We start from the raw sequence: 25035 nt of genomic DNA, 5'->3' as shown, positions 1-25035 counted from the left end.
GCCGCCGGAGACATGGTCTCGACGTCAGCCGGCGAGGTCGGCGGTCGGGTCGTCCGTACCGCTGGCGGCGGTCGGGCTGGGCGCGCCGGTCGTGGTGGGTGTGGCGCTCGGGGCACCGGGTGCGGTGCTGGTGGACGACGGCGCGCTCGGGCCGGTGGTCGGCGCGGGGGTCGCGGCGGCGCTGGGCCGGGTCGTGGCGCTCGCGCTCGGGGTGGCCGTCGGCGTGACCGGGGCCGTGGGGGTGTCGGTGTCGTCCCCCGTCGAGGAGCCGCTCGAGGAGCCGGTGAAGACCTTGGAGACCGACGACCCGGAGTCGCCGCCCGACAGCGGGTGGCCGATCACACTCTCGGCCAGCGTGACGGCCCCGACGGCGAGCAGGAAACCGGCCAGGCCGATCCCGACGAACGCCAGGGGGCGGCGCAACCACGCGAACCGGCGCCCGGGCGGGGAGGACGGCGCCCCCGGGTCGGGTGCGGTCGGGTCGACGGCCGGGAGCGTCAGGGTGCTCGGCCCGGCGCCCTGCGCCGGGCTCTGCGGACCGGGCCCGGCGGCGTCCACCCGGTCGTTCTCGCGGGTGGTCCGCATGGCGGGCAGGTCGGTGGGCAGGGCCGTGGTGAGCCCGGCACGGCGCACGATCACGGCGTGCGTCTCCCGCACGGTGACGGCGGCGCGCTCCATCGAGCGGCTGTAGAGCGCCCCGGCGACCGTGGAGACGATCGAGCCGAGCGCCGCGCCGATCAGGGTGCCGGCGACGCCGAAGTAGGAGGCGAAGACCGCCGAGGTGACCGCGGCGCCGGCGCTGGAGCCGACCTGGGTGCCGCTCAGGCCGAGCCACCGTCGGGGGCCGGAGGGGGGCGCCTCGGGGTCGAAACGCTCGAGGTCGACGCGGCGGTCTTCGAGGGCGGTGCTGGAACCGGACTGGGTGTCGTGGGAGGAACTCATGGTGGAGCGGTGGAACCCTTTCTACGTGGTCGACCCATCGTCGCCCACGAAGCTGAACATTTCCTGGTCGGCGCTACCCGACGGAGATCGAAACGCCCAACCCGCCACGGGTTTCGGCGCCATAGCGAGATATCTCACGTTCCAGGTCGAGCGGCCCGATCGTGCTGCGCGCCGCGAGCACGGACTCGTCGATCAGGTCGGCCGGCAGGAGCCAGGAGACCTCGAACTCGATGCCGTCGGGGTCGCGCGCGTAGAGCGCCTTCGTGGTGCCGTGGTCGCTCGCGCCGACCAGCGCGGCGGCTTCGGTGAGCGCGTCGCGGATGCGGGCCAGCTCGGCGAGCGTGTCGACCTCCCAGGCCAGGTGGTAGAGCCCGACGGTGCTGCGCCCGGCGCCCGAGGGGCCCGCCTGGGCGCCGACCTGGAACAGGCCGAGGTCGTGGTCGTTCGTGCTGCCCGAGGCCTGCAGGAACGCGGCCCCCGGCATGCCCATCACCTGACGGAACCCGAGCACGCCGGAGTAGAAGGCGACGCTCTTCTCGACGTCGCGCACGTAGAGGACGGCGTGGTTCAGACGCTGGATCGGCATGCCCCCAGGCTACGCCCATTTATTTGAATCCTCAACCTTCCCCGCGTCGATCATGCGCAAACGCAGCATCCGGGCCGCCCACTTGTGCGGACATTGCCCGAAACACGGGTGGGGCAGACTCGCTCGCATGACTGAACCGCGCACCGGTGAGCTGGACGTGGCCGAGCTACGGCGCCCCCCGGACGTCGGTCAGTTCGCGGGCGGCGTCTCCACCGACGAGCTGCACGCGAGCATGCGCGCCTGGGTCCGCCGGCTGGGCACCGAACTCGGCGAGGCGCTCACGCGACACGAGGGGCCGGAGGTGCTCGAGCTGGTCGAGCAGGTCCGCGGCCTGGCCCGCGAGGCCGACGGCGGCGCCCAGTTGCAGGAGCTGCTGGCCGGCGTCGACGCCCGCACGGCCGGCGTCCTGGCCCGTGCGTTCACCGCCTACTTCCAGCTGGCCAACATCACCGAGCAGCTGCACCGCTGGCAGGAACTGATCACGCGGCCCGAGGGGCCCCTGGCCGCGAGCGTCGCTCGCATCAAGGCCGCGCTGGACGACGGGAGCCTGGACCGCGCGGACCTCGCCGACATCCTGGCCCGGGTCGAGTACCGGCCCGTCTTCACGGCCCACCCCACCGAGGCCAGCCGGCGCTCGGTGCTCGACCTGCTGCGTCGCATCGCCGACCTGGTGCACGACTCGGGCGACCCGCGCCGCCGGGCCGGTGACAACGCCCGCGACCGGCGCCGGATCGCCGAGCTCGTCGACCTGCTCTGGCAGACCGACGAGCTGCGGATCGAGCGGCCCAAGCCGACCGACGAGGCGCGCAGCGCGATCTACTACCTGCAGACCCTGGCCGCGACCGTCGTCCCCGACCTGATGGGCGAGCTCGACCGGCAGCTGGGCACGCTCGGCGTCGAGCTCCCGGCGACGGCCCGGCCGTTGCGGTTCGGCACCTGGGCGGGCGGCGACCGCGACGGCAACCCGAACGTCACCCCGGCGGTCACCCTCGAAACCCTCACCCTGCAGTTCGATTTCGGGCTGCGCGAGCTGATCGCGGCGTTCGACGACCTGATCCTCGAGCTCTCCGCCTCGACCCGGGTGGTGGCTATCAGCCCGGAGCTCGTCGAGAGCCTCGAACGCGACCGCGAGTCGCTGCCCGGGGCCTACGCCGCGTTCTTCCGGTTGAACCACGAGGAGCCGTACCGGCTCAAGCTGTCGTACATGCGCGCCCGGCTGCAGCGCACCCGCGACCGGCTGCTGAACAACACCCCGCACGAGCCGAACCGCGACTACCTCGGTCTGGCCCAGGTCATCTCGGAGCTCGAGCTGATCCGCGCGTCCTTGCGGGTCGGGGGCGCCGACCTCATCGCCGACGGTCCGGTGCTGCGCCTGCTGCGCACCGTGCAGGCCCTGGGCATGGGGTTGGCCACCCTGGACGTGCGCGAGCACGCCGCCAAGCACCACGCGGCGCTGGCCGTCCTGGTCGACCGGGTCGGCGAGCTGAGCTGGCCGTACGCCGACCTGGCCCGGCCCGAGCGGATCGCCTTCCTGAAGCGGGAACTCACGTCGCGGCGGCCGCTGCGCGCAGCCACGCCGCTGGAGTTCGAACCCGAGATCGCGAAGACGCTGGCCCTGTTCGACACCATCAAGGTGGCGCTCGACCGGTTCGGCCCCGACGTGATCGAGAGCTACATCGTCTCGATGACCCAGGACATCGACGACCTGCTCGCGGTGGTCGTGCTGGCCCGCGAGGCCGGGCTGGTCGACATCGGGCGCTCGGACTCGCCCGCGGTCGCGCGGATCGGGTTCGTGCCGCTGTTCGAGACGGTGGCCGAGCTCGAGGCGGCCGGGCCGCTGATGGAGGCGCTGCTCGCCGACCCCTCCTACCGGAAGGTGGTCGCGGCCCGCGGCGACGTCCAGGAGATCATGCTCGGCTACTCCGACAGCTCGAAGGATGCGGGGATCGCCGCGTCCCAGTGGCAGATCCACCGCGCGCAGCGGGCCCTGCGGGACATCGCCGCGAAGCACGGCGTCGTCCTGCGGCTCTTCCACGGCCGCGGCGGTTCGGTCGGGCGCGGCGGCGGTCCGACCGGTGAGGCCATCCTGTCGCAGCCGTTCGGGTCGCTGAACGGGCCGATCAAGATCACCGAGCAGGGCGAGGTGATCAGCGACAAGTACACGCTGCCGGGCCTGGGCCGGGAGAACGTCGAGCTCGCGCTCGCCGCGGTGATCGAGGCGTCCACCCTGCACCGCACGTCGCTGCTGCCCGCCGACGTGCTGCACACCTGGAACGACACGATGTCGCTGGTCGCCTCCGCCGGACAGACGGCCTACCGCGGCCTGGTGCGTGACGAGGCGCTCGTGCCGTTCTTCGTGAAGGCCACCCCGGTCGAGGAGCTGGCCTACCTGAACATCGGCTCGCGGCCCGCGAAGAGGCCCGGCGGGGCGGGTGGTCTCGCCGACCTGCGCGCCATCCCGTGGGTGTTCGGCTGGACCCAGTCGCGGATCATCCTGCCCGGCTGGTTCGGGGTCGGGTCGGGGCTGGCAGCGGCCCGGGCCGACGGGCGCGGTGAGGCGCTGGCGGAGATGTACGGCTCGTGGAACTTCTTCCGGACGTTCCTGTCCAACGTGCAGATGACGCTGGCCAAGACCGACCTGCGGATCGCCGAGCACTACGTCCGCACGCTCGTACCCGACTCGGAGGCGGGGCTTTTCGAGGTCATCCGCGCCGAGCACGAGCGGACGGTCGAGGAGGTGCTGCGCGTGACCGGACAGTCGGCGCTGCTCGAGACGAGCCCGTTGCTGGCCCGCACCCTGGAGCTGCGGGACGCCTACCTGGCGCCGCTGCACGGCCTGCAGGTGTCGCTGCTGGCCAAGTCGCGGGCGGCGGGCGACTCCCCCGACCCCGAGCTGCGCCGGGCCCTGCTGCAGACGATCAACGGGATCGCGGCGGGGCTGCGCAACACGGGCTGAGCGAAGCGCCCGGGTAGTCGGGACACGTGCCCCTGGGAACCGGGACGCCGGGCGGCCGAGGGTGGGTGGCACATTGAGTCCACCCACCCGAAAGGCATGCACCGTGAGCACCCTGATCGAGAGTCCCGCCCCCGCTGCCACCGCGCCGGGCACCCGTACCGGCCGGGCCTGGGCCGTGGCCGGCGCCGTCGCGGGGGCCGCCGGCGTCGCCGCGATCCAGCTGAGCCTGAAGATCGACTCCGTCTACAACCCCGACATCGCCGACGACCCCGCGAAGCAGGCCGCCGACCTCGCCACGCACAAGGGCGTCATGACGGCGATGCACATCACCCTGATGGTGGCGACGGTGCTGATCCCGGTCTTCGCCGCCGGTCTGGCCCGGCGCCTGCGCACCGGCACGCCGGCCGGCAGCCTGCTCCCCGCGGTGGCCGCCTCGGGCCTGGCCCTGACCGCCGTGGCCGGTCTGATGGGGGCCGGTCTGGACACCGAGTTCCTGTTCGGCCTCGGCGAGAAGGGCATGACCGACGAGCTGGCCCTCGTCTACGGGCACTGGCTGAGCACGATCCCGTGGCTGTGGGTCGGCGCCGGGCTGAGCGGCGTGGCCGTGGCCGTGGCCGCCGTCCGGCACCGGGCCCTGCCGCGCTGGATCGGCTGGGTCAGCGCCGTGCTGGGCGGCATCACCCTCCTGTTCGGCATCAGCCCGCTGCAGTACATGGCCGGGTTCACCGGCCCGGTGTGGCTGCTGGTCGTCGCCCTCGGGTTCACGCTGGGCGACCGGAAGGCCTGATGCGCCAACTACAGTCAGGCGGCATGCGTGAGGGGAGTCACCTGCAGCACGGCCTGCCCCAGGTGGCCGCGGCGATCGCCGTGGCCGGCTGGGGCCTGGCCGTGTCGTCGCTGGCCCTCCTCGTCGCCGGCCGCCCCCCGGTCGACGAGGGTCTGTGGTTCTACACGGTCGACGCCACCGTGGCCGCCGTGTACGGAACCGTGGCCGCGCTGCTGATCTCACGGCGCCCGACGCTGGTCGGCTGGCTGATCTCCCTGATGGCCGTCGGCTGCGGGCTGGCCGCCTTCAGCTACGCCGGGGTCGTCTACTCGACGTCGCGGCCGCAGCCCGTCGGCGTGTTCGAGGCGATCGCGCCGTGGCAGTCGATCACCTGGATCCCCGGCACCCTGGCCAGTTTCACGGTCGTCCCGTGGCTGGTCCGGGACGGCCGCCTCGGGCTCGGCGCCCGCCTCGCCGCGGCCCTCGGCGCGGTGGTCAGCGTCGGGTTCACGGGCATCCGGCTCACGCTGGTCGAGGGACAGAGCGCCGGCGCCCTGCAGGCCCTGAGCCTGACCGCGGTCGTGATCGGGCTGCTCGCCGCCGCCGGGGTGCTCCACCGGCGGTTCCTGCGGCCGGCGCCCGAGCGGGTCGGGCTCGGCTGGCTGGCGCTGGGCACCGCGGCGATGGCCCTCTCGTTCCTACCGCTGGCCCTCGGCGACCTCGTCGACGTGCCGCTCTGGTTCACGCCATCGATCCAGCTTGCGGTGCAGGCCGTCTTCCCGGCCGCGGTGCTGGTCGTCGTTCTGCGGCAACGGCTCTGGGGCCTCGACCTGGCCCTCAGCCGCAGCGTGCTGGCCGGGGCGCTGACCGTCGTCATCGTCGTCGTGTACGTCGTGGTGACCGCGCTCGCCCGGCGCCTGCTGCCCGGGGAGGACGCCGCGCAGGCGGTCGCGGCGGTCGCCGTCGTGGTCGCCGTGCAGCCCGCTCGGCTCTGGTTGCAGCGGCGCGTGCGCGCGCTGGTCTACGGGCCGGACGCCGACCCGGCCGGGGCCGTGCGCCGGCTCGGCCGGTCGCTGGGCGGGGCCCGCACGTCGGGTGAACTGCTCGCGGGACTGGTCGAATCCGTCGGTACCGCATTGCGTCTGGAGTCGGTGGTGCTCGTCGGTGAAGGCCTGCCCCTGGCCCGGTGGGGCTCCCCGACCAGCCGGCCGCTCGTCGTCCCGCTGGCCCACCGTGGCCGGGCCGTCGGCGCGCTGGAGGTCACCGCGCCACCCGGCGAGACGCTCGACGCGCGCGCCCGGCGCACCCTCGACGAGCTGGCCGTGGTGGTCGCCGCCGGGGCCGCGCTGGCCACCGCGTCCCAGGACCTGGACGCCGCCCGTGAGCGGCTCACGTCGGCGCGGCTGGCGGAGCGGCGGGTGATCCGCCGGGAGCTGCACGACGGGCTCGGGCCCTCGCTGGCCGGGATCCGGCTCGGGCTGCAGGGCGCGCGCAACGTGCTGGCCCACGACCCGGCGGCCGCGGGCGAGCTGCTGGCCGCGCTGCAGGAGGAGCTCGACGGGCGGGTGGACGACGTCCGCGCCCTCTCGCACAGCCTCCTGCCGCCCGTGCTGGAGGAGCTCGGGCTCGGGCCGGCCCTCAGTGAGCTCGCCGCCCGGTTCGCGGGAAACGGCCTGGTGGTGGAGGTCTCGTGCTCCGACGCCGACGGTCTGTCGCCCGAGCTGGCGGCGGCCGCGTACGGGATCATCACCGAGGCGGTCACCAACGTGTCCCGGCACAGCGGCGCGTCGACCGCCTGGGTGCGGGTCTCGGTCGGGGCGACGCTGGAGGTGCGGGTGGACGACGACGGCTCGGGCGTCGCCGACGGAGCGACACCGGGGGTGGGCACGTCGTCGATGCGAGAACGCGCCCAGGAGCAGGGCGGCACGCTGAGCATCGGGCCACGCGCGCCGTCCGGGACCACGGTGCACGCGAGTCTCCCCCTGCGCGAGGACGTTCCGGCGGGCGAGCCGGCCTTCGGCGCGCCCTGGGTGGTCGGGGAGGCCCGATGAGCCTGCGGGTGGCGGTGGTCGACGACCACCCGGTGTTCCGGCTCGGGATGGCGGCGCTGCTGTCGTCGCTGGCCGGCATCGAGGTGGTGGCCCAGGCCGAGTCGGGCGACGAGGCGCTGGCGGTGATCGACGACTCCGTGGACGTCGTGATCATGGACCTGCACCTGGGTGACGACTCGGGCGTCGAGGTGACGCGCCAGCTGGTGCACCGGCACCCGTCGGTTCGCGTGCTGGTGGTCACGATGCTCGAGGACGACGAGTCGGTGGTCGCCTCGGTGCGGGCCGGGGCGCGCGGGTACCTGCTGAAAGGCGCTGAGCCCGAGGAGGTCGAACGCGCCGTCCGGGCGGTGGCAAACGGCGAGGTGATCCTCGGGCCGCAGGTGGCCGCCCGGGCCGTGGCCTTCCTGACCCGGCCGATGTCGGGGGCCGCCGCGTTCCCGGAGCTGACCGTGCGCGAGCGCGAGGTGCTCGACCTGATCGCCCGCGGGTTCGACAACGCGACGATCAGCCGCCGGCTCGTGCTCAGCCCGAAGACGGTGCGCAACGTGGTGGCCAACATCCTGACCAAGCTCGGCCTGCCGAACCGCGCGGCGGCGATCGTCCGGGCCCGGGAGGCGGGTCTGGGCACGGACTGAGCGCGCTCAGACCACCTTCCACAGCGACAACGAGAACCGTCCCTCCGCGTCGGTCCACCAGCCGTCCGGGGCGAACCCGGCCGCCGCCAGCTCGCCGGTCACCCGGTCGCGGGTGAACTTGGCGCTGATCTCGGTGCGCAGGTGTTCTCCGGCCGCGAACGGGACGCTCAGGTCGAGCCCCGCGACGTCGACGACCTGGTCGCGCTGCGACTGCAGCCGCATCTCGATCCACGCGTTCCGGGCGTCCCAGAGCGCCACGTGCCGGAACCCGGTCGGGTCGAAGTCCGCCCCGAGCACGTGGTTCACCACCGACAGCACGTTCAGGTTGAAGGCGGCGGTCACGCCCGCGGCGTCGTCGTAGGCGGGCACCAGCACGGCCGGGGACTTGACCAGGTCGGCCCCCAGCAGGAACCGGTCACCGGGGGCGAGCGCAGCCTGCAGCCGGGCGAGGAAGGCCGCGCGGGAGGCGGGTTCGAAGTTGCCGATCGTCCCGCCGAGGAAGGCCACCAGCCGACGCCCGGCCGGACCGGCCGCCGACAGGCCCAGGTCGTGCTCGAAATCGGCCCGGACGGCGTGGACCACGAGGCCCGCGTAGTCGTCGGCCAGCGCGGCCGCAGCCGAGCGCAACGCGCTCTCGCTCACGTCGAGCGCGACGTACCCGGCCCCCGGGCCCGCCGCGGCGACCAGCGCGTCGAGCAGCATCCGGGTCTTGGTCGAGGAGCCCGAACCGAGCTCGACCAGCTCCCGCGCGCCGGACCGGCCCACGATCTCGGCGGCCCGCTCGCGCAGGATCGACGCCTCGGCCCGGGTCGGGTAGTACTCGGGGAGCTCGGTGATCTGCTCGAACAGGTCGCTGCCGGTCTTGTCGTAGAACCACTTGGGCGGCAACCACTTCGGGGTGGCGGTCAGTCCCACCCGGACGTCGGTGCGCAGCTGGTGCAGCGCGAAGTCCTCGGGTAGGCGGTCGGTGTAGGTGTACGTCACAGCGGGGTCGTCTCCACTCCGTGGTCGAGGTCGGCGGCCAGCACGCAGCCGTCGGTGGCGTCCTGCCAGGTCGGGTCGTCGTCGTACGGTTCGGAGGCCACGACGACGTGGTCGGCGCCGGCCCGCCAGCTGAGGCTGGCACCGGCCGCCGACGCCGCGATCGACCGGCCGTCGGTGAGCAGCAGGTTCAGCCGGGCCCCCGACACCTTCGCGGCCTCGTGGACGACCTCCGCGACCGCCTCGGCGGGCGGCGCACCCCGCTCGAGCCGGTCGAGGGTGAGGGCCCACAGCAGACACGAGTCGGTCGGCGCGTCGAGGGCCAGCAGTCGCTCGACGGGCAGCGAGGCCGCGAGTCCGGCTGCGCCGGCGGGGAAACCGGGCAGGGCGCCGTTGTGACTGAACAGCCACCGGCCGCCCCGGAAGGGGGCCGCCGCCGCGACGCCGGGCGGCATGCCGGCGGTCGCGGACCGGACCGCGGCCAGGAAGGCCCCGGAGCGGACGGACCGCCCCAGCTCGGCGAACGTCGGGTCGGCCCAGACGGGGCCCGCACCTCGATGCCGGGCCGGCACCGGGTCGTCAGGGGCGTACCACCCGACACCGAACCCGTCGACGTTCATCGTGCCGTGGGTCTGCCGCCGGGGGCGCCAGGCCTGCTCGGTCAGGCCGTGCGGCGGGTCGGACAGCACCGTGCGCAGCGGCACGGGCGGGCCGAGATAGGCCAGGTGACGGCACATCTCAGACCTCCTCGGTCAGCTGATCGGGCTCGGCGTCGCGGGCGGTGCGGAAGCCGCTGAAGATCTGCCGCCGGATCGGGTAGTCCCAGTTGCGGAACGTCCCGCGCACGGCCGCCAGGTCGGCGCCGAACGAACCACCGCGCAGCACCCGATGTTTCGGGCCGAAGAACACCTCCGAGTACTCCCGGTAGGGGAAGGCCCGAAACCCCGGATAGCCGTCGAAGGTGGTCGAGGTCCACTCCCAGACGTCGCCGATCAGCTGCTCGGCCCCCGACGGGGCCGCGCCCGCCGGGTAGGCGCCCACGGGCGCGGGCCGCAGGTGCCGCTGACCGAGGTTGGCCCGCTCGGGCGACGGGTCGTCGTCCCCCCACGGGTAGCGGCGCGAGCGCCCGGAGACCGGGTCGTGCCGGGCCGCCTTCTCCCACTCGGCCTCGGTGGGCAGGCGGCGCCCGGCCCAGCGGGCGTAGGCGTCAGCCTCGTACCAGCACACGTGCACCACGGGCTCGTCGGGGACGAGCGGCTCGAGGCGCCCGAACGCGCGGCGCTGCCACTGCCCGCCGTCCCGGCTCCAGAACTGCGGGGCCACGAGCCCGGCCTGCTGCCGGTGGGCCCAGCCCTCGGGCGACCACCAGCGCGGGTCGTCGTACCCGCCGTCCTCCACGAACCGCAGGTAGCGCGCGTTGGTGACCGGCACGGTGTCGAGCCAGAACGCGGGGACCTCGACGGCGTGGGCCGGGCGTTCGTTGTCGAGGGCCCAGGGTTCGAGGTCGGTGCCCATCTCGAACGGCCCGCCGGGCACGAACACCTCGTCCGGCAGGCCGGTACGACCGGGCGGCGGGGGCGGCGCGCTCAGCACCGGGGCCCCCGCCCGCAGCTGGTGAGTGGCGAGCATGGTCTCGTCGTGCTGCTGCTCGTGCTGGACGATCATCGCGAACGCGAACCCGTCGCGGGTCAGCGCGCGCCGCCCGAACGGCACCTTCTCCAGCAGGTCGAGCACCCGACCGCGGACGTCCCGCACGTAGCTGCGTGACGGTTCGGGCTCCAGCAGCGGCAGTGCCGGTCGGGCCGACCGCGCGTTGCGGAAGGCGTCGTACAGCTCGTCGACGGTCTCGGGCAGCAGCGGGTCACGGCCGCCGACATCACGCAGGAGCCACAACTCCTCCTGGTTGCCGATGTGCGCCAGGTCCCAGACCAGGGGCGACATCAGCGGGGAGTGCTGGGCCACGAGTTCGCCGTCGTCGACCGCGTCGGTCAACGTCGCCGTGCGCCGGCGGGCGCGCTCGAGGTCGACCGCGATCCGGTCGCGTAACTGCTCGTCGGTCAGCATGGTTCGGCCTCCTGAGGGGTCGGGTCGACGGGTCGGCAGGACAGGTAGTCGGCGGTGAGGGCGGCGAGGTCGCGATGGCCCGCCCGGTCGAGGGACTCGGCCGCCGCCTCGAGCAGGCCCCGGGCCGCCGCGCACAGGACGGGGTCGGCCAGCCCGACCGTCGCGGCGCGCGTCCAGGGGTCTTCGAGCGAGGCGACCCGCTCGCCCGCCGCGCCGGTGGCGGCGGCCGCGCGGTCGTCGTCCAGAAGCGCGGGCACCACGGCCGCGGGCACCCGCCACCAGCGGGCGGGCTGGGCGTCGAGGTAGCGCACCTCGAGATGCCCGCGCGCCCGCACGGGCGGGAAGAGCGTGGTCAGGTGGTAGGCGAGGTCGTCGAGCGTCGGCTGCGGCAGGGACGGGACGCCGCCCCGCACCCAGGTGCGGAAGCTCACGGCCGGCGGGGCCGACCAGTCGGGCCCGGGACGGCGCACCACCATCAGCGGCGCGTCCAGGGCCCACCGGGCGTAGGCGCTCGGCGGCGACTCGCCTCGACGCAGGTGCGGTGGGCGGCAGCGTGCCGGGTCGAGCGCCAGCCAGGTGCGTTGCCGTTCCCCACCGCTGGTGTCGAACGCGGCCGCCAGGGCCGGGCCGACTGCGTGCAACAGGGCCCACCGCTCGGCCGTGTCGGACCGCCCGTGGGTGGCGGCCTCGACGTTGACCTGGACCGACGCCGTCCGGCGCATCATCACCCGGCCCGCCGGACCCCACCGGTCGAGGTACCGCTCCATGGCCGCGTACCGCGGTTCGATCAACACCCGTGGCGGTGACGGCAGCGGGTCCGTGCCGCGGCCGACGGCCCGCAGACCGTGCCGGGCCAGGGCCTCGCGCAGGACGGCGAGGTCGTGCGCGGTGCGCTCGATCGCGGTCGCGATGTCGGGGGCGGGGGTGGTGTTGCTCAGTTCGACCTGCCCGCCGGGTTCGACGGTGAACCGGTTAAACGAGAACTGCGCCTCGGCCTCCGATCGGGCCGGGCGCAGTTCGTCGGGATGTGGGTGCCGGGGTGGGCCCGGCCTGGTATGGACGACGTACTCGAGTTCGACGCCGGCTCGCCGCCGCGGGCCCGGGCGGAAAAGCGTTGTGCGCAGCCACTCTTCGGCCGACGCCTCGGTGAGGGCCGACCCGTCGGAGCGGGGCGGCGCGGACACCTCGTGGATCGTCATGATCATCCCGTCTCGGCAGCGGGCATTCCGTTACACACCACTGTGCCCCCACCCACCGACAGTCCGGTGAACGGGCGGCGGCGCCACGGGGATGTTCGGCATCGGGTCGCGGATGTCAGGATGGGCACTCGATCACCTTCGTGACGGGAGTCGATGCATGGCCTTCTTCGGCCGGTCCGGTCCGCGCGACGAGCGGCTGCCCCCGGGCCAGTACGACACGGGCTCGAGCTTCCCGGTGCTGACCGCCGAGGTCAGCCCCAAGATCAAGCCCGAGGAATGGTCGTTCCGCATCGATGGGCTGGTCGACAGCCCGCAGACGTGGGACTGGAAGGGCGTGCACGCGCTCGGCCGCTCGACGTACGAGGGCGACATCCACTGCGTCACCACGTGGTCGAAGCTCGGGACGTCGTTCACCGGCGTCTCCCTCGACCCGCTGCTCGAACTGTCGGGCGTGAAACCCGAGGCCACCCACGCGGTCTGCTGGAGCCACACCGGGTACACCACCAACCTGCCGCTGGAGCACATCACCGGCGGGAAGGCTTGGCTGGTGTGGGACCACGAGGGGCACCCGCTGCCGCCCGAGCACGGCGGCCCGGTGCGGATGCTGGTGCCGCACCTGTACTTCTGGAAGTCGACGAAGTGGATCGGCGGCATCCGGCTGCTCGACCACGACGAGCCGGGCTTCTGGGAGGTCCGCGGCTACCACATGCTCGGCGATCCGTGGAAGGAACAGCGGTACGACGGTGACTGACCTTCCTCCGCTGCCCTCGCTCGGCGGCTCGCCGGGCCTGGACGGCCTCCCGCCGTTGCCCACGCTGGGGGCCGTGAACCGCCGCCCGCCGGCCAACGGCGCGCGCCGGGCGTGGCAGCCGGCCACCGTGACCGCGGTCTCGGACCTCACCCCCACCGCGCGCTCGTTCTTCTTCGCTCTGCCTGCGGGGACCGAACGGCACGTGCCGGGGCAGCACTACGACATCCGGCTCACCGCGCCCGACGGTTCGCAGGCGCAACGCTCGTACAGCATCGCCTCGGCGCCGGGCGCCCGCGGGGACGCGCCGACCGTCGAGCTGAGCGTGGAACGCATTGCCGACGGCGCGGTCTCGCCGTACCTGCACGACCTCGTCCACGTGGGTGACTCGGTCGAGCTGCGCGGGCCGTTCGGCGGCTGGTTCATCTGGCGCGGCGACACCCCCGTCGTGCTGGTCGGTGGCGGGTCGGGCATCGTGCCGCTGATGTCCATGCTGCGCTACTGGCGAGCGCTGGGGCGCCCGGTCCCGCTGCACCTCGTCGTGTCGGTCCGCACGCCCGAGGGGCTCTACTACGCAGAAGAGCTTGCGGCGGAGGGTGCTTCGGTGACCGTCGTGTACACCCGCGCGGCGCCCGAGGGCGCTGAGCGGCCGCCCGGGCGACTGTCCGCGGCCGACCTGGCTCACGTCGTCCGGCCGTTCCTGGGTCTTCCGGGCGCCACCGCCTACGTGTGCGGAGGCGCCGGTTTCGCCGAGACGGCCTCGCAGCTGCTGGTCGAGCTCGGCCTCGACCGGTCGGCGGTGCGGGTCGAGAGATTCGGGCCGGGCTAGCCCGTCAGCGGCGCTGGCAGTACACCGTCTGGATGGGGGGGTTCGCGCGGCAGGTGCCCGACGTCGTCCCGACGTCCGTGTGGTCGTGGCCCAGGTCGGGCGAGACCAGCGAGTGCAGGCTCCAGGCGCCGGTGAGCAGCACGAAAGCCACTATCAGGTGGGAGATCAGGCGGACCTGGTTGATGCGCATCGTTCCGCTCCTCGCCGGTGGTGCAGACCACGGTAGGCGCGTTCTCGATCATCGCGAGTCGGCGAGCAGCCAGGTGCGCCGGGCGTCCGAGTCCCACCGGCGGACGGCCGGGCAGGTCGTCGTCAGCTCGGGCAGGTCGCCGACCGCCTGTGCCGCCGCGCCCAGCTCCTCCACCTTCACCCGGCGGGCCAGCGTGACGTGCGGCGTCCAGCGGTCAGCCGTGAGATGTTGGACCGGCGCCGGCATGAGTTCGGCTGCGGCGCGCTGCAATTCGAGAAGCCCGACGGTCGGGACGACCAACAGCGCGAGCACCCGCTGGCGGGCGCTGCCGAAGGCGATCAGGCCACCCAGCGTCACGGTGAGCGGGAGCCACCCGGTCAGGGCGCTCAGTCGTGTCTCGGTGGCCTCGTCCAGCGTGTCGGCCACCGCCAGCGTCACGTGCGGCCGGTTCGTCTCGCCCTGGTGATGCGCCATGCTCGGCAGCCGGGCCTCCGCGAGCCGTCGCCACCGTTCCCGCACCGCCGCCTCGGCCTCGTCACCGAGCAACAACTCCACGCTCTGGGTCACGCGCCCATCCTCCCCCGCCCCGACTTGGACAACTGCCCAGCGTCGCGAGGTACACCGTCTACGCTGAGGTCCGAGGGCCTCTAGCTCAATCGGCAGAGCAGCGGACTTTTAATCCGCGGGTTCAGGGTTCGATCCCCTGGGGGCCCACCAACCAGCAGGTCAGCGGCTTGTCCGGCCGTCGCCGTCTCTCGTGCGCAGATGCCTGGCACATCTTTGCACCAGCTTTCACGCCCCGGTCGCCCTGTGGATGAAGACAGACAGAGTCCCCTGCTCATCCGTATTCTTGTCACATGACCGCCCAGCCCGTTCAGCCGGAGCCTCCGGACACAGGGACGTACGAGGTCATCCATCTCGGCGGTAAGGCCGCTGTTGTCGTACCCATGGACGACTTCCTCAGGCTGCGCGCCCTCGAGCAACGAGCCTCTGTGCGAGACCTGGAGGACGCCGAGGATCTGGCGGCCCTGCAGAGCTGGCAGGAGCGCGAGACGGCCGGCGAGACGAGTTATGTCCCCGCAGATCAGGTATGGGCTCGGCTCGGCCTGACCAGGTGACCTACCGGCTGGAGTTCGAGGCTGCAGCAATCAATAGCGCCGCTGGCTTCTTGACTGACGATCCCGCTGGTCTTCGCGAGGCCCTGCTGGCCCTGGATGCCTTGGTCGACGACCGGCGACCAGAGAATTCGACGGAGTTCGGGTCCGCGGAAGTCAGGCGCCTCAGAGTCGGCCGTTACCGCGCCTTGTACACAATCGCTTCCGATGTCATCACTGTCACGCATCTCGGACGAACTCCCAACGGACAATAGATCGTCTGCGCCGCAGAACCTTTGCTGGTCGGCAGCCTGCTGAATTGACCTCTTAGACATCAAGGGCCGCGCTGCGCGCGGCCTCCCGCCGGGCGCTACCCGCCGGGGCCCCCCGAGACCTCCGGCCCCGGACCCCACCGGGCCGCGCCAGGCGGAAGAAGGAGTCAGGAGCGGGCGGGGATGGTCTGAGGTCGTGGGGTCGTGTGGGTGGCTGGGGTGGGTGACCCGAGTTGGTGCGGCCCGCGCGGGACTTCGCCGCTGGCTGGTTGGGGGTGACGCGCGAGGCCGGATCACCGGAGGTGCCGGGGCTCGCCTTCCGGTATCGCGCCCGGACTCACCGTCCAGCCCCACACAGTTCAGGCAATGGGTTTAGGGAGGTGCTCCGCACCTGCAGGTGACTGGCTTCCAGCGTTGGGGGCCTGGACCGCGAGCCTCCCCGGGCGCGATGCCTCCCGCGCGACGGCGGGCCGGGAACAACACCGGCCAGCCGCCACACCACGACCACATGCGACATCAAGCTTTAAAGTTGCCGGTTTTAGTCAGCCTGCGGCAACCCACCCAAGTTCGCGGGCGTAGTTCTGCAACTTCTTTAGTACATATTCCGCAACCGCAGCGCGATTCTTGGCCGCAAGAAAATCACCCTGCCGCCAAGTATATTCAATACAATGAGCAACCTCATGAAATTCAATGGCATTGTCAGGCAACAACGCATCCAGAAAAGAGAGCTTCTTTTCGTATGTCACGGTAATACTCTTACCTGGTGACTCAGACGCAATAAACGGTTCAATAGCTTCAGCGCACGCCTTATTGAGCTGCTTGTCCCGAGCACCCGTAAAGCCGAACTCGCTTCCAAGCAAGCCGAAGGCAACACGAGCTGTCTCTGCAGGGTTTCCCCTTGTCTCACTTACAGATCTTGGTTCGCCGAGCAAATGCCGCCCTAGGTCGCTTCGAATTAAGTACTCATTCACCTCGGCAGGCGAGCGATTATTAACTCCAAGATCTGCCAATCCCTGAACGAAATCGTCCGGGCCATTTCGGCGGATAATGGTTACCGCTACCGATGGAGGTAAGCACAAGGTGTGCGCATCTAGCCGAACAATTGTCTGAACCAACAGACCCCGGCGCTCTGACCACCATCGGCCGGTGACACTCTTACTCGTCGCGTCAAGCAATGCACTTGCATCGAGGAAACCAAATCGGCTGCTCGAAGTTAGACTCGAAAGGATCCCGTGTCCGGGAGTCTCGCTAGCCCACACAATCGTCAACTTGATTGGCTTCTCCGTGGCACGTCGAAGACGCAGACGTGTCGAGTTGAAATCAAAGGCGATTTTCCGCAAGTAGTCACCGATGGAGGGATAGTCTTCGGGAGAATATTCATCCAGTGATAGCAATTCATCTAGGTTGTCAACTCGGTTCGCCAGAAGAAGGGTCTGCTTAGCCAATTGCTGCCAGGTTTCCCGGTCAGGGCCTTCGACACTGATAGGGAGATCAATGGGGACGGCACCCGAGATAGATCTAGACTGCACCGACATTTCAGTCGCGATTTCATCCTGAGTTGTTGGCCACAGGATTATCGCTTGCTGGCCGCCGGCCTGGCGGAGGAAGCGTTTGATTTCTGCCAGTTCGGCGCCTGAGGCCTTTCGGCCTTCCCGATGGTCGATGTTAATGGGCAAGACCCGTCGATCCCGTTCAGGGACCTTCTGAACCCACGCCTGAACGGCTTCGCTGAGGGCCTCCGCTGTAACTTCCCCTTCATAGGTGAGCGTCGGTGAAAATTGGCTAGGCAGAAAGCTGCGGAGATTGCTCGCAAGGGTTGTCTTACCTCGCCCTGACGGGGCGAGCAGCGGGAGGAAGAGCCCCTCGCCGATCGACTTGACCGCCTCGCCCGCCTCTTCGATCGCGTCCAGCGTCGCCTTGCTAGGCGCCACCAGCAGTTGAGCGACATCGTCATTGCCAACTGCCTGGCGGAGCGTCTCGTAGCGAGTGGGCAGGCTTAGCCCGTCCAACAAGTGCGCCGTTGCCGCGTCCGCCATAGAGGCCCTCCCGAGTCGCGTCCAAGGGATACCAACTCTACTGATCATTCGGTGGGCGACGGAGCTTATGAGGCCCGCCCGGGCTGGCAGAGCACGACGACCACAGGCTGCGGAGGGGCAGCATGCCGTGTGCCCGTTGCGTGCCCGATCAAGCGGTCATCAGCGGTCAGGACCAGGACCCGGCCGTCCCGGGCACGTCGAAGGGCTGGCCTACGCGCTTGGGCCGCAGCCCCTCGCAGCACTGGACCGATCTTCCAAGCTGGTCATACGTAGCTGCAGCACCCAGGATTCAGGGATGAAGTCCGACGGCTTTCCGCGCTGGCTAATTGCGTTGTGCCTGATCCCCGGTGCGGTCGCCTCTGCCCTAGTCGAGTGGCTTCTCAACCTGGGGATCATCAGTGCCGTCCTCACGGTCGCGGCCATCGTCATCCTCGTCGGCCTAACCGTGCGCTGGGACCGCCGACAGCCAACGCCGGAGCCCCGCCCACCGTTACGCGGCGACGGACCAAGGATGCGACGGAAGCTGAACACAAGGCAGCCTGTCCCAGGAATGACCCATGAATCAGCGACAACGGACCACCAACGCCCGGACCTGCTCGGATGACCTGACCAGGCCGGACGCCATCGGCAAGGCTTGATCAGTAGAGCTGAAAGACACCGCCCGCTAATCCGCGGGTTCAGGGTCCGATCCGTCGGGGCGCCACCTTCCAAGCCGGGCAGTTGGCCCTGCTATCCCGGATGCGTGAGCGATTCAGTCCGAAACAGTCGTAGATTCTCTTGATACAGGAAAGACAGCGACGCGGCCATGTACCGATAACAGCTAGGCGGCGTGGAAGCTGAGGCATACCGCCCCGGACGAGTTAGGGGAACTACAGCTTCCATCGGGCCAACCTGCACCGCCCAGATCACCTTGTTCTTGACGAAGAGCTTCACGGGACCGACGTCGGAATTTACGTCCCTCATTTGCCCGTAGTGGTCGATGGTGGCCTTCACCAATGACACAGCGCCGATGGGGGATCGGCCGCCGGACCATTTGCTGGCCCGCTGGATCACCTTGGTGCGCTCGGCTCGTTGCGAATCGGAAAGCCGATCCATGGGAATCACCTTCAGGTGCGTTCCGTCCGCCGCCTCGCTCTTGATCGTCGCCTTGCTGAGGTCCGGTACGTTGTTGATCATCGCGGTAGACATCGCCACGGGCGGCGGCACGGGCAGCTCCTGGCAACCGGCCTGCGGGGAAGGCGACACAGCGGCCGAGGCAGCGATGGAGGGCCTTTCGAGGGCCGTGGGTCGCGCAACCGCTACGGCAACGATCAATAGGCTCAGCGCGCACAGCGCACCAGCAGCCAGCCAACGCCTCATGTCATCCCCGTCCCGCAAGCAGCGTCCCTTGACGGATCATCATGCAGTAGGGGCGAGTTCCCTTTTGGGCCGGTCATGTGTAGCGGCAGCAGCCATGATGCATGGATGGGGTCCGACGACTTTCCGCGGTGGGTCATTGCGTTGTGCCTGATCCCCGGCGCTGCCGCCTTCGCCCTCGTCGACTGGCTTCTCAACCTAGGAATCCTCAGCACGGTCCTGACAGGCGCGACCATCGTCGTCCTCGTCGGCCTGGTCGTGCGCTGGGATCGCCGGCAGCCCAAGCCGGAGCCCCGGTCACGGATGCGCGATGACGGACCACGGATGCGCCGGAAGCTGAGCGCCCGGCAGCTCTCCCGAGACTGACGCAGGAATCAGTAGGAATCTGAGTGCAGTCCTCAGCGCGTTGGCTTAGGCCGAGACGTCCTGGCGTAGACCCCGAGCACGGCTCCGTCGGCGGCCTGGAACACCAAGGCCTTGCCCACTACGACCACGTGAGTCGCCTTCAGGAGGACGTCCAGGTTCGGGACGTTGACGCAGCCGATCAGGGTGCTGCTCACGGGACCCGGCATGGAGAAGGTCCCGGTGCTCTCGAGCCTGTACTTGCCGCCGAGACCGTTGCAGCCGTCGCTTCCGAGCCAGGTTCCGTCGGCCCGGAACGAGATCACGGCCTCGGCGAAGCCCATGTCGTCGGCCGTCGGCGGCTTGGCCCATCCGGTGATCCCCAGCGGTCGCCACGTGCCGACGATCCCGGCCACCGGGTCGCCCGTCGGCACGGCTGACGGACTCGTCGATGCACTGGTCGGACGGGGCGTGGCGGCCTGTGGCGTCGACGCCTCGGAACAGGCGGTCACGCAGGTCAGGAGAAGAGCTCCGAGCAGGAGCCTCGAGCCACGCATGTCGCTGGGACGCAGCAGCCCCACCATCCGGTTCCCCCTTGTCCGACGGACCCCCATGATCGCCCCTGAAGGTGGCACGATCCGGGACATGCGCACGCAGTTCCACTTCTGGCCGACTGCCGAGGGCAAGGGCTACGACGCCTGGGACGTCGCACGCCTCATCGAGCTCAGCCTCAACCTGCCCGTGCACGACGTCCCGGTGGACGCGCTGACCGAGGTCGACACGAACTACTGGTCCGAGCCGGATCCGACCGTCCGCTGGGTGGTGGGGCACGCCCGGCTGATCCGCGACGTGGACACCGGCTATCCGATCATCCTGCGGCCCGACGGCTGCGTGATGGACGGCATGCACCGGGTCTGCCGGGCTCTGCTGGAGGACCGCCCGACCATCGCCGCCCGCCGGTTCACCGTGCTGCCCGAACCAGACCACCGCAACGTCGCCCTCACCGATCTTCCCTGAGGAGACTCAAGCTCCGCGCCCGGACTGACCGATCGACAGTCGACGTGTCGAGCGAACCGGCGGGAGGGGCGATGGACTGGACCGTGCGCCCGAGTCGGACGTTGGCCGTGTTCCTGGCGTTCGGGTCGCCGGGCGGCTTCGGCATCTTCGTCTGCGCCCTCTGGCCGTGGCTGTTCTTCGCCGGCACCTACTACTGCATCGCCGGTTCGGTCATGGCGCCTCTGGTGGCGTACGGCGTGTGGAGAGGCTGGACCGTCGAAGCGACATTCCTGCAGCGGCGGGTCGAGATCAGGAACTGGTTGCGCAACTACACGGTGGAGCTGGACCCGTCGTGCACGTTCAAGCTGGAAGGGCTCGACATCAGCCGCGGGGTCCACGCCACCGTCGTCCAGGTGATCACTCCCGAGAGGAAGATCAAGATCCTGGCCACCGGATCTCTACGCGGGCCCGACCAGATCAGGATGCACAAGAAGCTGTTCTCGATGTCCGGGGCCAGCGGCTGCCGGGTTCAGGTGCCGCCGACCTGGAAGTCCGCCTTCTGAAGGCCGGCCTACGCACGGCGCGGGTTCAGTCGCCACTCCCAGACGGTCCCCTGCTCGGGATCCTCCGCCTCCCCGACGTGCGAAAAGCCCAGCGCCACCAGGACGTACGTCGACGGGTTCGGCCCGGGCAGCGTGTGGGCGGTCACCGCGTCGACCGCCCCGCTGGCCACGGCCTGCGCGACCAGGGCCCGCGCGGCGGCACTGCCGTACCCCAGACCGCGGAACCCGGGCGCCACCTCGTACCCGATCTCGACCGTCCGCTCCACCGGCGGGCTCGCGAAGCCGCCCGACCCGACGAGCCGGCCGGTCCCGTCGTCCAGGAAGAAGTGCATGGTCCAGGGCCGGTCGGCCTCGGCCGCGTCCGCCAGCTGCTCGAGGGTGAACGGGATGGCCTCGGGGAACTCGGGCCAGCCGTCCGGGACCGGCGACCCGATCAGGGCCTCGAACCGTGACGGGTCGTCGGCGAGCGCCTCGAGCAGCTCGACGGTGGCCGGGACGAGACGAACCAGGGGCGCCATGGACTCTCCGATCGTGCGACGGCCAACGATCACGTGGGCCCCTATCCTCGACCCATGTCGGCACCGGTGACGAGACTGGCCACGTTGGACGACGTGGACGCCGTGGTCACCACCGTGGCGGCAGCTTTCGCGGCGGACCCGGCCTGGTCGTTCATGCTCGGTCCCGAGAACCTCGCCGCCCGGCGGTCGTTCGCCCGCGCGCTGCTCCTGCCCCGGATCCACCGCGGCACCGCCTGGCTCGTGGACGACGGCGCGGCCGTCGCGCTGTGGGACCGGCTGTCCGGCGTCGCGCCGGACGACGGGCACGACACCGACTGGACGGCGTTCGCGGCCGAGGTCGGCGACCTCGCCTGGGCACGGATCGAGGCCTACGAGCACGCCATCGAATCGGTCGCTCCATCACCCCCGTACTGGTACCTCGGGGTGCTCGCGACGCACCCCGACCTCCACGGCCAGGGCCTGGCGACCGCCGTCATGCAGCCCGGTTTCGAGGCGGCCGCCGCCGACGGCTGGGACTGCTGGCTGGAGACGTCGACCGAGCCCAACAAGGCCTTCTACGAGCGGCGCGGCTTCCGCGAGAGCCGCGCGGTCGTCGTCCCCGGCGGTCCGCCCACGTGGTGGCTGCGCCGCCCGCACGTGTGAGCCCGGATCGGGTGGATCCGGAGGCGCCCGACGACCACGACCTCACCCGATGGCGTCCGGACGCCGACGGCCACGGTGGCCCGGCGATCGCGGCACCGACTACACCGGCCGATGGCTCACCTCGGCTGGATCAACTCGACGTGTCCTTCACGACGGGCCAGCCCAAGTCGGCCAGTCGATGGGCGAGGGCGTTCCTGCGAGAGTCCAGACGGAGCGCCGTCACTGCCAGGCACCTTGACCCACGCGATCCAGCCCCGTCGGCCGCCAGTCCGCTCCAGACGATTACGTTCCAGGTGAAAGCGAGCCAGAACCACTGCTGGAAGTTCAGGTGCACGCCCAAGAAGTCTCCCCGTCCCGTGGATCAGCTGACAGCGAGGGTACTCAAATCGGTTGCCGCACAGGCCACTTGTCGACCAGGCGGATTCGCATGAAGACCCGCGTCATGTACATCGAGCGCAAGACCGGAGCACTGACCGGCGAGGCGTGGACAGGGCGCGTGCGGTTCTCGAAGACGTACGTCACCGTCTTCTACCGCGACCAGGTGTTCCGTCGACTCCGCTACCCCGGCTTCAAGGCCAACCACTACGACGTGGCGACCGCGAGGACTACTGGATCTCCGGGCCCAAGAAGAAGGGGGCGACCGGCTGTACGGCGAACCCGTCCCGGTCCGCGTCGACGAGGATGTGCGCTTCGAGTACTGGTCCGACATTCGCGGCCTCCCGCACCGCATGGGTGACGCCGACGCCAGCCGATGAATCGGAGAATGCTCAGAAATCGACACTTCTCTGTCGTTTTCTGGGCATTACTCGACGGCTGAGTCGTCGTGTGCCGGTGCGGACGATGCCTGAGCGTGTGCCACGCTCGTAGACGTGACCCAGCACGCTCCGACCGACCAGGTGAGCGCGGCCGACGTCGAGGCCGCCGCCGGACGCCTCGCGGCCGTGACCACGCCCACCCCGCTCGAGCCCAACGAGCGGCTGTCGGCCGCGACGGGCGCCCGGGTGCTCCTCAAGCGCGAGGACCTGCAGCCGGTGCGCTCGTACAAGCTGCGCGGGGCGTACAACCTGATCGGCACGTTGCCCTCCGAGCGGCTGGCCGACGGGGTGGTCTGCGCGAGCGCCGGCAACCACGCGCAGGGGGTGGCGTGGGCGGCCGCCCGGCTCGACGTGCACGCGCGCATCTACCTGCCGCGCACGACCCCTCGGCAGAAGCGGCAGCGCGTCGCGGCGCTCGGTGGCGACACCGTCGAGACGGTCGTGCTCGGCGACACCTACGACGAGGCGGCGGAAGCCGCCCGCCGGGACGCCGAGGTGAGGGGCGCCGTCCTGGTGCCCGCGTTCGACGACCCGCGCACCGTGGCCGGTCAGGGCACCGTCGCGCTCGAGGTGTGCGCGCAGCTCGGCCGGGCGCCCGACGTCCTCGTGGTGCCCGTGGGCGGCGGCGGCCTGCTGGCCGGCTGCCTGACCTGGCTCGCCGAACGCCGGCCCCAGGTGCGGGTGATCGGCGTCGAACCGGCCGGCGCGGCGAGCATGGCCGCCGCGCTCGCCGCCGGGCAGCCCGTCGACCTGCCCACGCTCGAGGGCTTCGTGGACGGCGCGGCGGTGCGCCGCACGGGGGACGTCACCTTCCCGATCGTGCAGGACCACGCGGCCGAGCTGGTGGCGGTGCCCGAAGGGCAGGTGTGCGTGGAGATGCTCGACCTGTACCAGGCCGACGGCATCGTCGCGGAACCCGCCGGGGCGCTGGCCGCCTCAGCCCTGCCGCAGCTCGACGGCCTGGCCGGGAAGACCGTGGTGGTCATCCTGTCCGGCGGCAACAACGACGTCAGCCGCTACGCCGAGGTGGTCGAACGGGCCCTCGTGCACCAGGGGCGCAAGCACTACTTCCTGGTCGAGTTCCCGCAGGAGCCGGGCGCACTGCGGCGTTTCCTCGACGACGTGCTCGGCCCGGACGACGACATCACCCTGTTCGAGTACACGAAGCGCAACAACCGCGAGACCGGGCCCGCGCTGGTCGGCGTCGAACTGGGCCGCCCGGAGGACTTCCCGGCCCTGATGGAGCGGATGCGCCTGGCCCCGCCGAAGATCGAGCGCATCCCGCCCGACAGCCCGATGTTCCACTTCCTGCTCTGACCTCCATGCGACGTCGACGGGAACGCCCGGGCAGCAAGGAGACACCTGGGTCGAACCGCGCGCAACTGTGCCCGTTTTGGTTGTCACAGGGACGCCGTCGGCGCTCATGGCGACCAAAACGGGCGCACCTGGAAACGGCGGTGCGCCCGATCGACGTAAGCCGTCGACTTTCGAGCCCCGCTCGGCACGCGGCCTGCCAGGGTTGTTGGCGTGGAGGCGGTTCAGCGCGCGTTGTCGGCCCTGGTCGTGCTGGCGGTCGTCGCCGTGGCCGCGTACCTCGGCTCAGTCGTCGTGCTGATGGGTCTCTCGTGGGCGATCGCGGGGGGCGACCTGAACCCGCTGGGCCGGTTCATCGCCTGCTGTCTCGTCTCGGCGCCCGCGGTCGTGGCCCTCATCTCCGGGCGGTACCTGTACCGGGCGCAGACCCGGGGCGCCTATCTCGTGATCGGCACCGCCGGGGTCACTCTGGCCGGATCGTTCGCAGCCGTCATGCTCGCCCTCCCCTACCACGGCGGGCTCTAGCCGGACGGCGGGCGCGGCACCTTCACGCCGGACAACCTGGCTCCCAGCGCCAGGACCACGCTCAGCACCCGCAGCACCGGGCTGGCCAGGACCATCGAGTCCTGGTGCTGACGGAACAGCACCGACATGTACACCTTGGCCTTCAGGCCGGTCATCGACGTGATCCGGCCGCTGCTCACCAGCAGGCCGAGCCGGTCGAGGTACTCCTGGAAGCTGTCGGTCGGGTTGTGCACGTTGCGCAGGACGGCCGGCTCGTCGAACTCGTTGCGATAGGTGTGCACGTGGTTAGGCGGTACCACCAACTCGTCACCCGGGCCGAGGACGCGCCAGGCTCCGTCGAGCAGAACCTCGACGCGGCCGCTGACGACGTTGAACTCGTCCGTCTGGCGCGGGTGCACGTGCGGCGGCGTCGAGACCGCGTGCGGGGGTACGTGCATCTCGATCTCGAAGCTCTCGTTCGCGAGATCGGTGGCCCGCCGGGTGACGGTCCAGCTGGTGCCGTCAGGTGTCGTGTAGGTCGGTTCGGTCGTCGATTCATAGTCCCCCATGTCGCTATTCCTACCAGACGCGCCGAGTGTGACCTCCAGGCCGAACAGGACGCCGAATGTGACGCAT

General features: G+C 70.9%; 26 protein-coding genes and 1 tRNA gene. 14 read left to right on the top strand and 13 right to left on the bottom strand.

The window, feature by feature from the left end:
- Positions 1–24: 24 nt before the first annotated feature.
- Complete coding sequence (locus ACIB24_RS05860) at positions 25–942, bottom strand: hypothetical protein (protein WP_398276483.1); 918 nt, start codon at positions 940–942, stop codon at positions 25–27.
- Positions 943–1015: 73 nt separating this feature from the next.
- A complete protein-coding gene (locus ACIB24_RS05855; RefSeq protein ID WP_398276480.1) occupies positions 1016–1528 on the bottom strand; it encodes a VOC family protein in 513 nt (170 codons plus the stop codon).
- Positions 1529–1655: 127 nt separating this feature from the next.
- Here ACIB24_RS05855 and ppc point away from each other — a divergent pair, with 127 nt between their 5' ends.
- The 4 genes from ppc (at position 1656) to ACIB24_RS05835 (ending at position 7936) form a co-directional block, all read left to right on the top strand.
- A complete protein-coding gene (gene ppc, locus ACIB24_RS05850; protein ID WP_398276477.1) occupies positions 1656–4484 on the top strand; it encodes a phosphoenolpyruvate carboxylase in 2829 nt (942 codons plus the stop codon).
- 103 nt (positions 4485–4587) lie between these two features.
- Positions 4588–5271 carry a hypothetical protein gene (locus ACIB24_RS05845; protein WP_398276474.1) on the top strand — a complete coding sequence of 228 codons (684 nt, stop codon included), beginning with the start codon at positions 4588–4590 and terminating at the stop codon, positions 5269–5271.
- A 23-nt stretch (positions 5272–5294) separates the two neighbouring features.
- Positions 5295–7301, top strand: a complete 2007-nt coding sequence (locus tag ACIB24_RS05840; RefSeq protein WP_398276471.1) for a sensor histidine kinase — start codon at positions 5295–5297, stop codon at positions 7299–7301.
- A complete protein-coding gene (locus ACIB24_RS05835; RefSeq protein WP_398276468.1) occupies positions 7298–7936 on the top strand; it encodes a response regulator in 639 nt (212 codons plus the stop codon). The genes ACIB24_RS05840 and ACIB24_RS05835 overlap by 4 nt, the downstream gene beginning before the upstream one ends.
- A gap of 6 nt (positions 7937–7942) precedes the next feature.
- On the opposite strand, the gene egtD is transcribed toward ACIB24_RS05835, so the two are convergent.
- From egtD to ACIB24_RS05815, 4 genes are read right to left on the bottom strand one after another with little or no spacing between them, the layout of a single operon-like run.
- Positions 7943–8920: an L-histidine N(alpha)-methyltransferase gene (gene egtD / locus ACIB24_RS05830; protein WP_398276465.1), complete on the bottom strand. Its 978-nt coding sequence runs from the start codon at positions 8918–8920 to the stop codon at positions 7943–7945.
- The gene (gene egtC / locus ACIB24_RS05825; protein ID WP_398276462.1) at positions 8917–9654 is read right to left on the bottom strand and encodes an ergothioneine biosynthesis protein EgtC; all 738 of its coding nucleotides are present in this window, start codon (positions 9652–9654) and stop codon (positions 8917–8919) included. The genes egtD and egtC overlap by 4 nt, the downstream gene beginning before the upstream one ends.
- Before the next feature lies 1 nt (position 9655).
- A complete protein-coding gene (gene egtB, locus ACIB24_RS05820) occupies positions 9656–10981 on the bottom strand; it encodes an ergothioneine biosynthesis protein EgtB (RefSeq protein WP_398276459.1) in 1326 nt (441 codons plus the stop codon).
- A complete protein-coding gene (locus tag ACIB24_RS05815) occupies positions 10975–12186 on the bottom strand; it encodes a glutamate-cysteine ligase family protein (RefSeq protein ID WP_398276456.1) in 1212 nt (403 codons plus the stop codon). The genes egtB and ACIB24_RS05815 overlap by 7 nt, the downstream gene beginning before the upstream one ends.
- Positions 12187–12337: 151 nt before the next feature.
- On the opposite strand from ACIB24_RS05815, the gene ACIB24_RS05810 reads away from it, so the two are divergent.
- On the top strand, positions 12338–12931 hold the full coding sequence (locus tag ACIB24_RS05810) for a sulfite oxidase-like oxidoreductase (RefSeq protein ID WP_398276453.1): 594 nt from the start codon (positions 12338–12340) through the stop codon (positions 12929–12931).
- Complete coding sequence (locus ACIB24_RS05805; RefSeq protein ID WP_398276450.1) at positions 12924–13757, top strand: ferredoxin reductase; 834 nt, start codon at positions 12924–12926, stop codon at positions 13755–13757. Before ACIB24_RS05810 ends, ACIB24_RS05805 begins: the two co-directional genes overlap by 8 nt.
- A 4-nt stretch (positions 13758–13761) precedes the next feature.
- Here the strand turns inward: ACIB24_RS05805 and ACIB24_RS05800 are convergent, their stop codons facing one another.
- Positions 13762–13947, bottom strand: coding sequence for a hypothetical protein (locus ACIB24_RS05800; RefSeq protein WP_398276447.1), 186 nt, complete (start codon positions 13945–13947; stop codon positions 13762–13764).
- 48 nt (positions 13948–13995) lie between these two features.
- On the bottom strand, positions 13996–14514 hold the full coding sequence (locus ACIB24_RS05795) for a 2'-5' RNA ligase family protein (RefSeq protein WP_398276444.1): 519 nt from the start codon (positions 14512–14514) through the stop codon (positions 13996–13998).
- A gap of 74 nt (positions 14515–14588) precedes the next feature.
- Here ACIB24_RS05795 and ACIB24_RS05790 point away from each other — a divergent pair.
- Positions 14589–14664, top strand: a tRNA-Lys gene (locus ACIB24_RS05790).
- A 140-nt stretch (positions 14665–14804) separates the two neighbouring features.
- Positions 14805–15065 carry a hypothetical protein gene (locus ACIB24_RS05785; protein ID WP_398276441.1) on the top strand — a complete coding sequence of 87 codons (261 nt, stop codon included), beginning with the start codon at positions 14805–14807 and terminating at the stop codon, positions 15063–15065.
- A 790-nt stretch (positions 15066–15855) separates the two neighbouring features.
- Here the strand turns inward: ACIB24_RS05785 and ACIB24_RS05780 are convergent.
- Positions 15856–17349, bottom strand: a complete 1494-nt coding sequence (locus ACIB24_RS05780) for a hypothetical protein (RefSeq protein WP_398276438.1) — start codon at positions 17347–17349, stop codon at positions 15856–15858.
- 729 nt (positions 17350–18078) lie between these two features.
- Positions 18079–18708 (bottom strand): hypothetical protein, encoded by a 630-nt coding sequence (locus ACIB24_RS05775; RefSeq protein ID WP_398276435.1) that lies wholly within the window; start codon positions 18706–18708, stop codon positions 18079–18081.
- A 105-nt stretch (positions 18709–18813) separates the two neighbouring features.
- Here ACIB24_RS05775 and ACIB24_RS05770 point away from each other — a divergent pair, with 105 nt between their 5' ends.
- Positions 18814–19071, top strand: a complete 258-nt coding sequence (locus tag ACIB24_RS05770; RefSeq protein ID WP_398276432.1) for a hypothetical protein — start codon at positions 18814–18816, stop codon at positions 19069–19071.
- A 32-nt stretch (positions 19072–19103) separates the two neighbouring features.
- On the opposite strand, the gene ACIB24_RS05765 is transcribed toward ACIB24_RS05770, so the two are convergent.
- Complete coding sequence (locus ACIB24_RS05765; RefSeq protein WP_398276429.1) at positions 19104–19463, bottom strand: META domain-containing protein; 360 nt, start codon at positions 19461–19463, stop codon at positions 19104–19106.
- 229 nt (positions 19464–19692) lie between these two features.
- On the opposite strand from ACIB24_RS05765, the gene ACIB24_RS05760 reads away from it, so the two are divergent.
- Both ACIB24_RS05760 and ACIB24_RS05755 read left to right on the top strand, forming a co-directional pair.
- Positions 19693–20064, top strand: coding sequence for a hypothetical protein (locus tag ACIB24_RS05760; protein WP_398276426.1), 372 nt, complete (start codon positions 19693–19695; stop codon positions 20062–20064).
- Positions 20065–20135: 71 nt separating this feature from the next.
- The gene (locus ACIB24_RS05755) at positions 20136–20606 is read left to right on the top strand and encodes a hypothetical protein (protein WP_398276423.1); all 471 of its coding nucleotides are present in this window, start codon (positions 20136–20138) and stop codon (positions 20604–20606) included.
- Between the two features lie 8 nt (positions 20607–20614).
- Here ACIB24_RS05755 and ACIB24_RS05750 read toward each other — a convergent pair whose 3' ends face one another.
- On the bottom strand, positions 20615–21124 hold the full coding sequence (locus ACIB24_RS05750; RefSeq protein ID WP_398276420.1) for a GNAT family N-acetyltransferase: 510 nt from the start codon (positions 21122–21124) through the stop codon (positions 20615–20617).
- A 54-nt stretch (positions 21125–21178) separates the two neighbouring features.
- On the opposite strand from ACIB24_RS05750, the gene ACIB24_RS05745 reads away from it, so the two are divergent.
- The 3 genes from ACIB24_RS05745 to ACIB24_RS05735 all read left to right on the top strand — a co-directional run bounded on the left by ACIB24_RS05745 (position 21179) and on the right by ACIB24_RS05735 (position 24420).
- Positions 21179–21766: a GNAT family N-acetyltransferase gene (locus tag ACIB24_RS05745; protein ID WP_398276417.1), complete on the top strand. Its 588-nt coding sequence runs from the start codon at positions 21179–21181 to the stop codon at positions 21764–21766.
- A gap of 869 nt (positions 21767–22635) precedes the next feature.
- Positions 22636–23898: a threonine ammonia-lyase IlvA gene (gene ilvA / locus ACIB24_RS05740; protein ID WP_398276414.1), complete on the top strand. Its 1263-nt coding sequence runs from the start codon at positions 22636–22638 to the stop codon at positions 23896–23898.
- Positions 23899–24108: 210 nt separating this feature from the next.
- On the top strand, positions 24109–24420 hold the full coding sequence (locus ACIB24_RS05735; protein WP_398276411.1) for a hypothetical protein: 312 nt from the start codon (positions 24109–24111) through the stop codon (positions 24418–24420).
- Here ACIB24_RS05735 and ACIB24_RS05730 read toward each other — a convergent pair.
- Positions 24417–24968, bottom strand: coding sequence for a cupin domain-containing protein (locus tag ACIB24_RS05730; RefSeq protein ID WP_398276408.1), 552 nt, complete (start codon positions 24966–24968; stop codon positions 24417–24419). The two genes, ACIB24_RS05735 and ACIB24_RS05730, sit on opposite strands and share 4 nt — an antisense overlap.
- Positions 24969–25035: the final 67 nt, after the last annotated feature.

The sequence above is a fragment of the Spongisporangium articulatum genome (assembly GCF_044465595.1).
GTDB classification, from domain to species: Bacteria; Actinomycetota; Actinomycetes; order Actinomycetales; family Kineosporiaceae; genus Spongisporangium; species Spongisporangium articulatum.
The sequence above is the reverse complement of the archived record's forward strand: the minus strand, read 5'-3'. Positions and strand labels throughout refer to the sequence as shown.

Bases quoted from the DNA above. Each gene is read 5' to 3' on its own strand.
- ACIB24_RS05800 (WP_398276447.1), bottom strand. From the start codon at position 13,947: ATGCGCATCAACCAGGTCCGCCTGATCTCCCACCTGATAGTGGCTTTC.
- ACIB24_RS05785 (WP_398276441.1), top strand. From the start codon at position 14,805: ATGACCGCCCAGCCCGTTCAGCCGGAGCCTCCGGACACAGGGACGTAC.
- ACIB24_RS05815 (WP_398276456.1), bottom strand. From the start codon at position 12,186: ATGATCATGACGATCCACGAGGTGTCCGCGCCGCCCCGCTCCGACGGG.
- ACIB24_RS05835 (WP_398276468.1), top strand. From the start codon at position 7,298: ATGAGCCTGCGGGTGGCGGTGGTCGACGACCACCCGGTGTTCCGGCTC.
- ACIB24_RS05860 (WP_398276483.1), bottom strand. From the start codon at position 942: ATGAGTTCCTCCCACGACACCCAGTCCGGTTCCAGCACCGCCCTCGAA.
- egtC (WP_398276462.1), bottom strand. From the start codon at position 9,654: ATGTGCCGTCACCTGGCCTATCTCGGCCCGCCCGTGCCGCTGCGCACG.
- ACIB24_RS05770 (WP_398276432.1), top strand. From the start codon at position 18,814: ATGGGGTCCGACGACTTTCCGCGGTGGGTCATTGCGTTGTGCCTGATC.
- ACIB24_RS05760 (WP_398276426.1), top strand. From the start codon at position 19,693: ATGCGCACGCAGTTCCACTTCTGGCCGACTGCCGAGGGCAAGGGCTAC.
- ACIB24_RS05780 (WP_398276438.1), bottom strand. From the start codon at position 17,349: ATGGCGGACGCGGCAACGGCGCACTTGTTGGACGGGCTAAGCCTGCCC.
- ACIB24_RS05775 (WP_398276435.1), bottom strand. From the start codon at position 18,708: ATGAGGCGTTGGCTGGCTGCTGGTGCGCTGTGCGCGCTGAGCCTATTG.
- ACIB24_RS05730 (WP_398276408.1), bottom strand. From the start codon at position 24,968: ATGGGGGACTATGAATCGACGACCGAACCGACCTACACGACACCTGAC.
- egtB (WP_398276459.1), bottom strand. From the start codon at position 10,981: ATGCTGACCGACGAGCAGTTACGCGACCGGATCGCGGTCGACCTCGAG.
- ACIB24_RS05755 (WP_398276423.1), top strand. From the start codon at position 20,136: ATGGACTGGACCGTGCGCCCGAGTCGGACGTTGGCCGTGTTCCTGGCG.
- ACIB24_RS05750 (WP_398276420.1), bottom strand. From the start codon at position 21,124: ATGGCGCCCCTGGTTCGTCTCGTCCCGGCCACCGTCGAGCTGCTCGAG.
- ACIB24_RS05855 (WP_398276480.1), bottom strand. From the start codon at position 1,528: ATGCCGATCCAGCGTCTGAACCACGCCGTCCTCTACGTGCGCGACGTC.
- ACIB24_RS05840 (WP_398276471.1), top strand. From the start codon at position 5,295: ATGCGTGAGGGGAGTCACCTGCAGCACGGCCTGCCCCAGGTGGCCGCG.
- ACIB24_RS05810 (WP_398276453.1), top strand. From the start codon at position 12,338: ATGGCCTTCTTCGGCCGGTCCGGTCCGCGCGACGAGCGGCTGCCCCCG.
- ppc (WP_398276477.1), top strand. From the start codon at position 1,656: ATGACTGAACCGCGCACCGGTGAGCTGGACGTGGCCGAGCTACGGCGC.
- ACIB24_RS05745 (WP_398276417.1), top strand. From the start codon at position 21,179: ATGTCGGCACCGGTGACGAGACTGGCCACGTTGGACGACGTGGACGCC.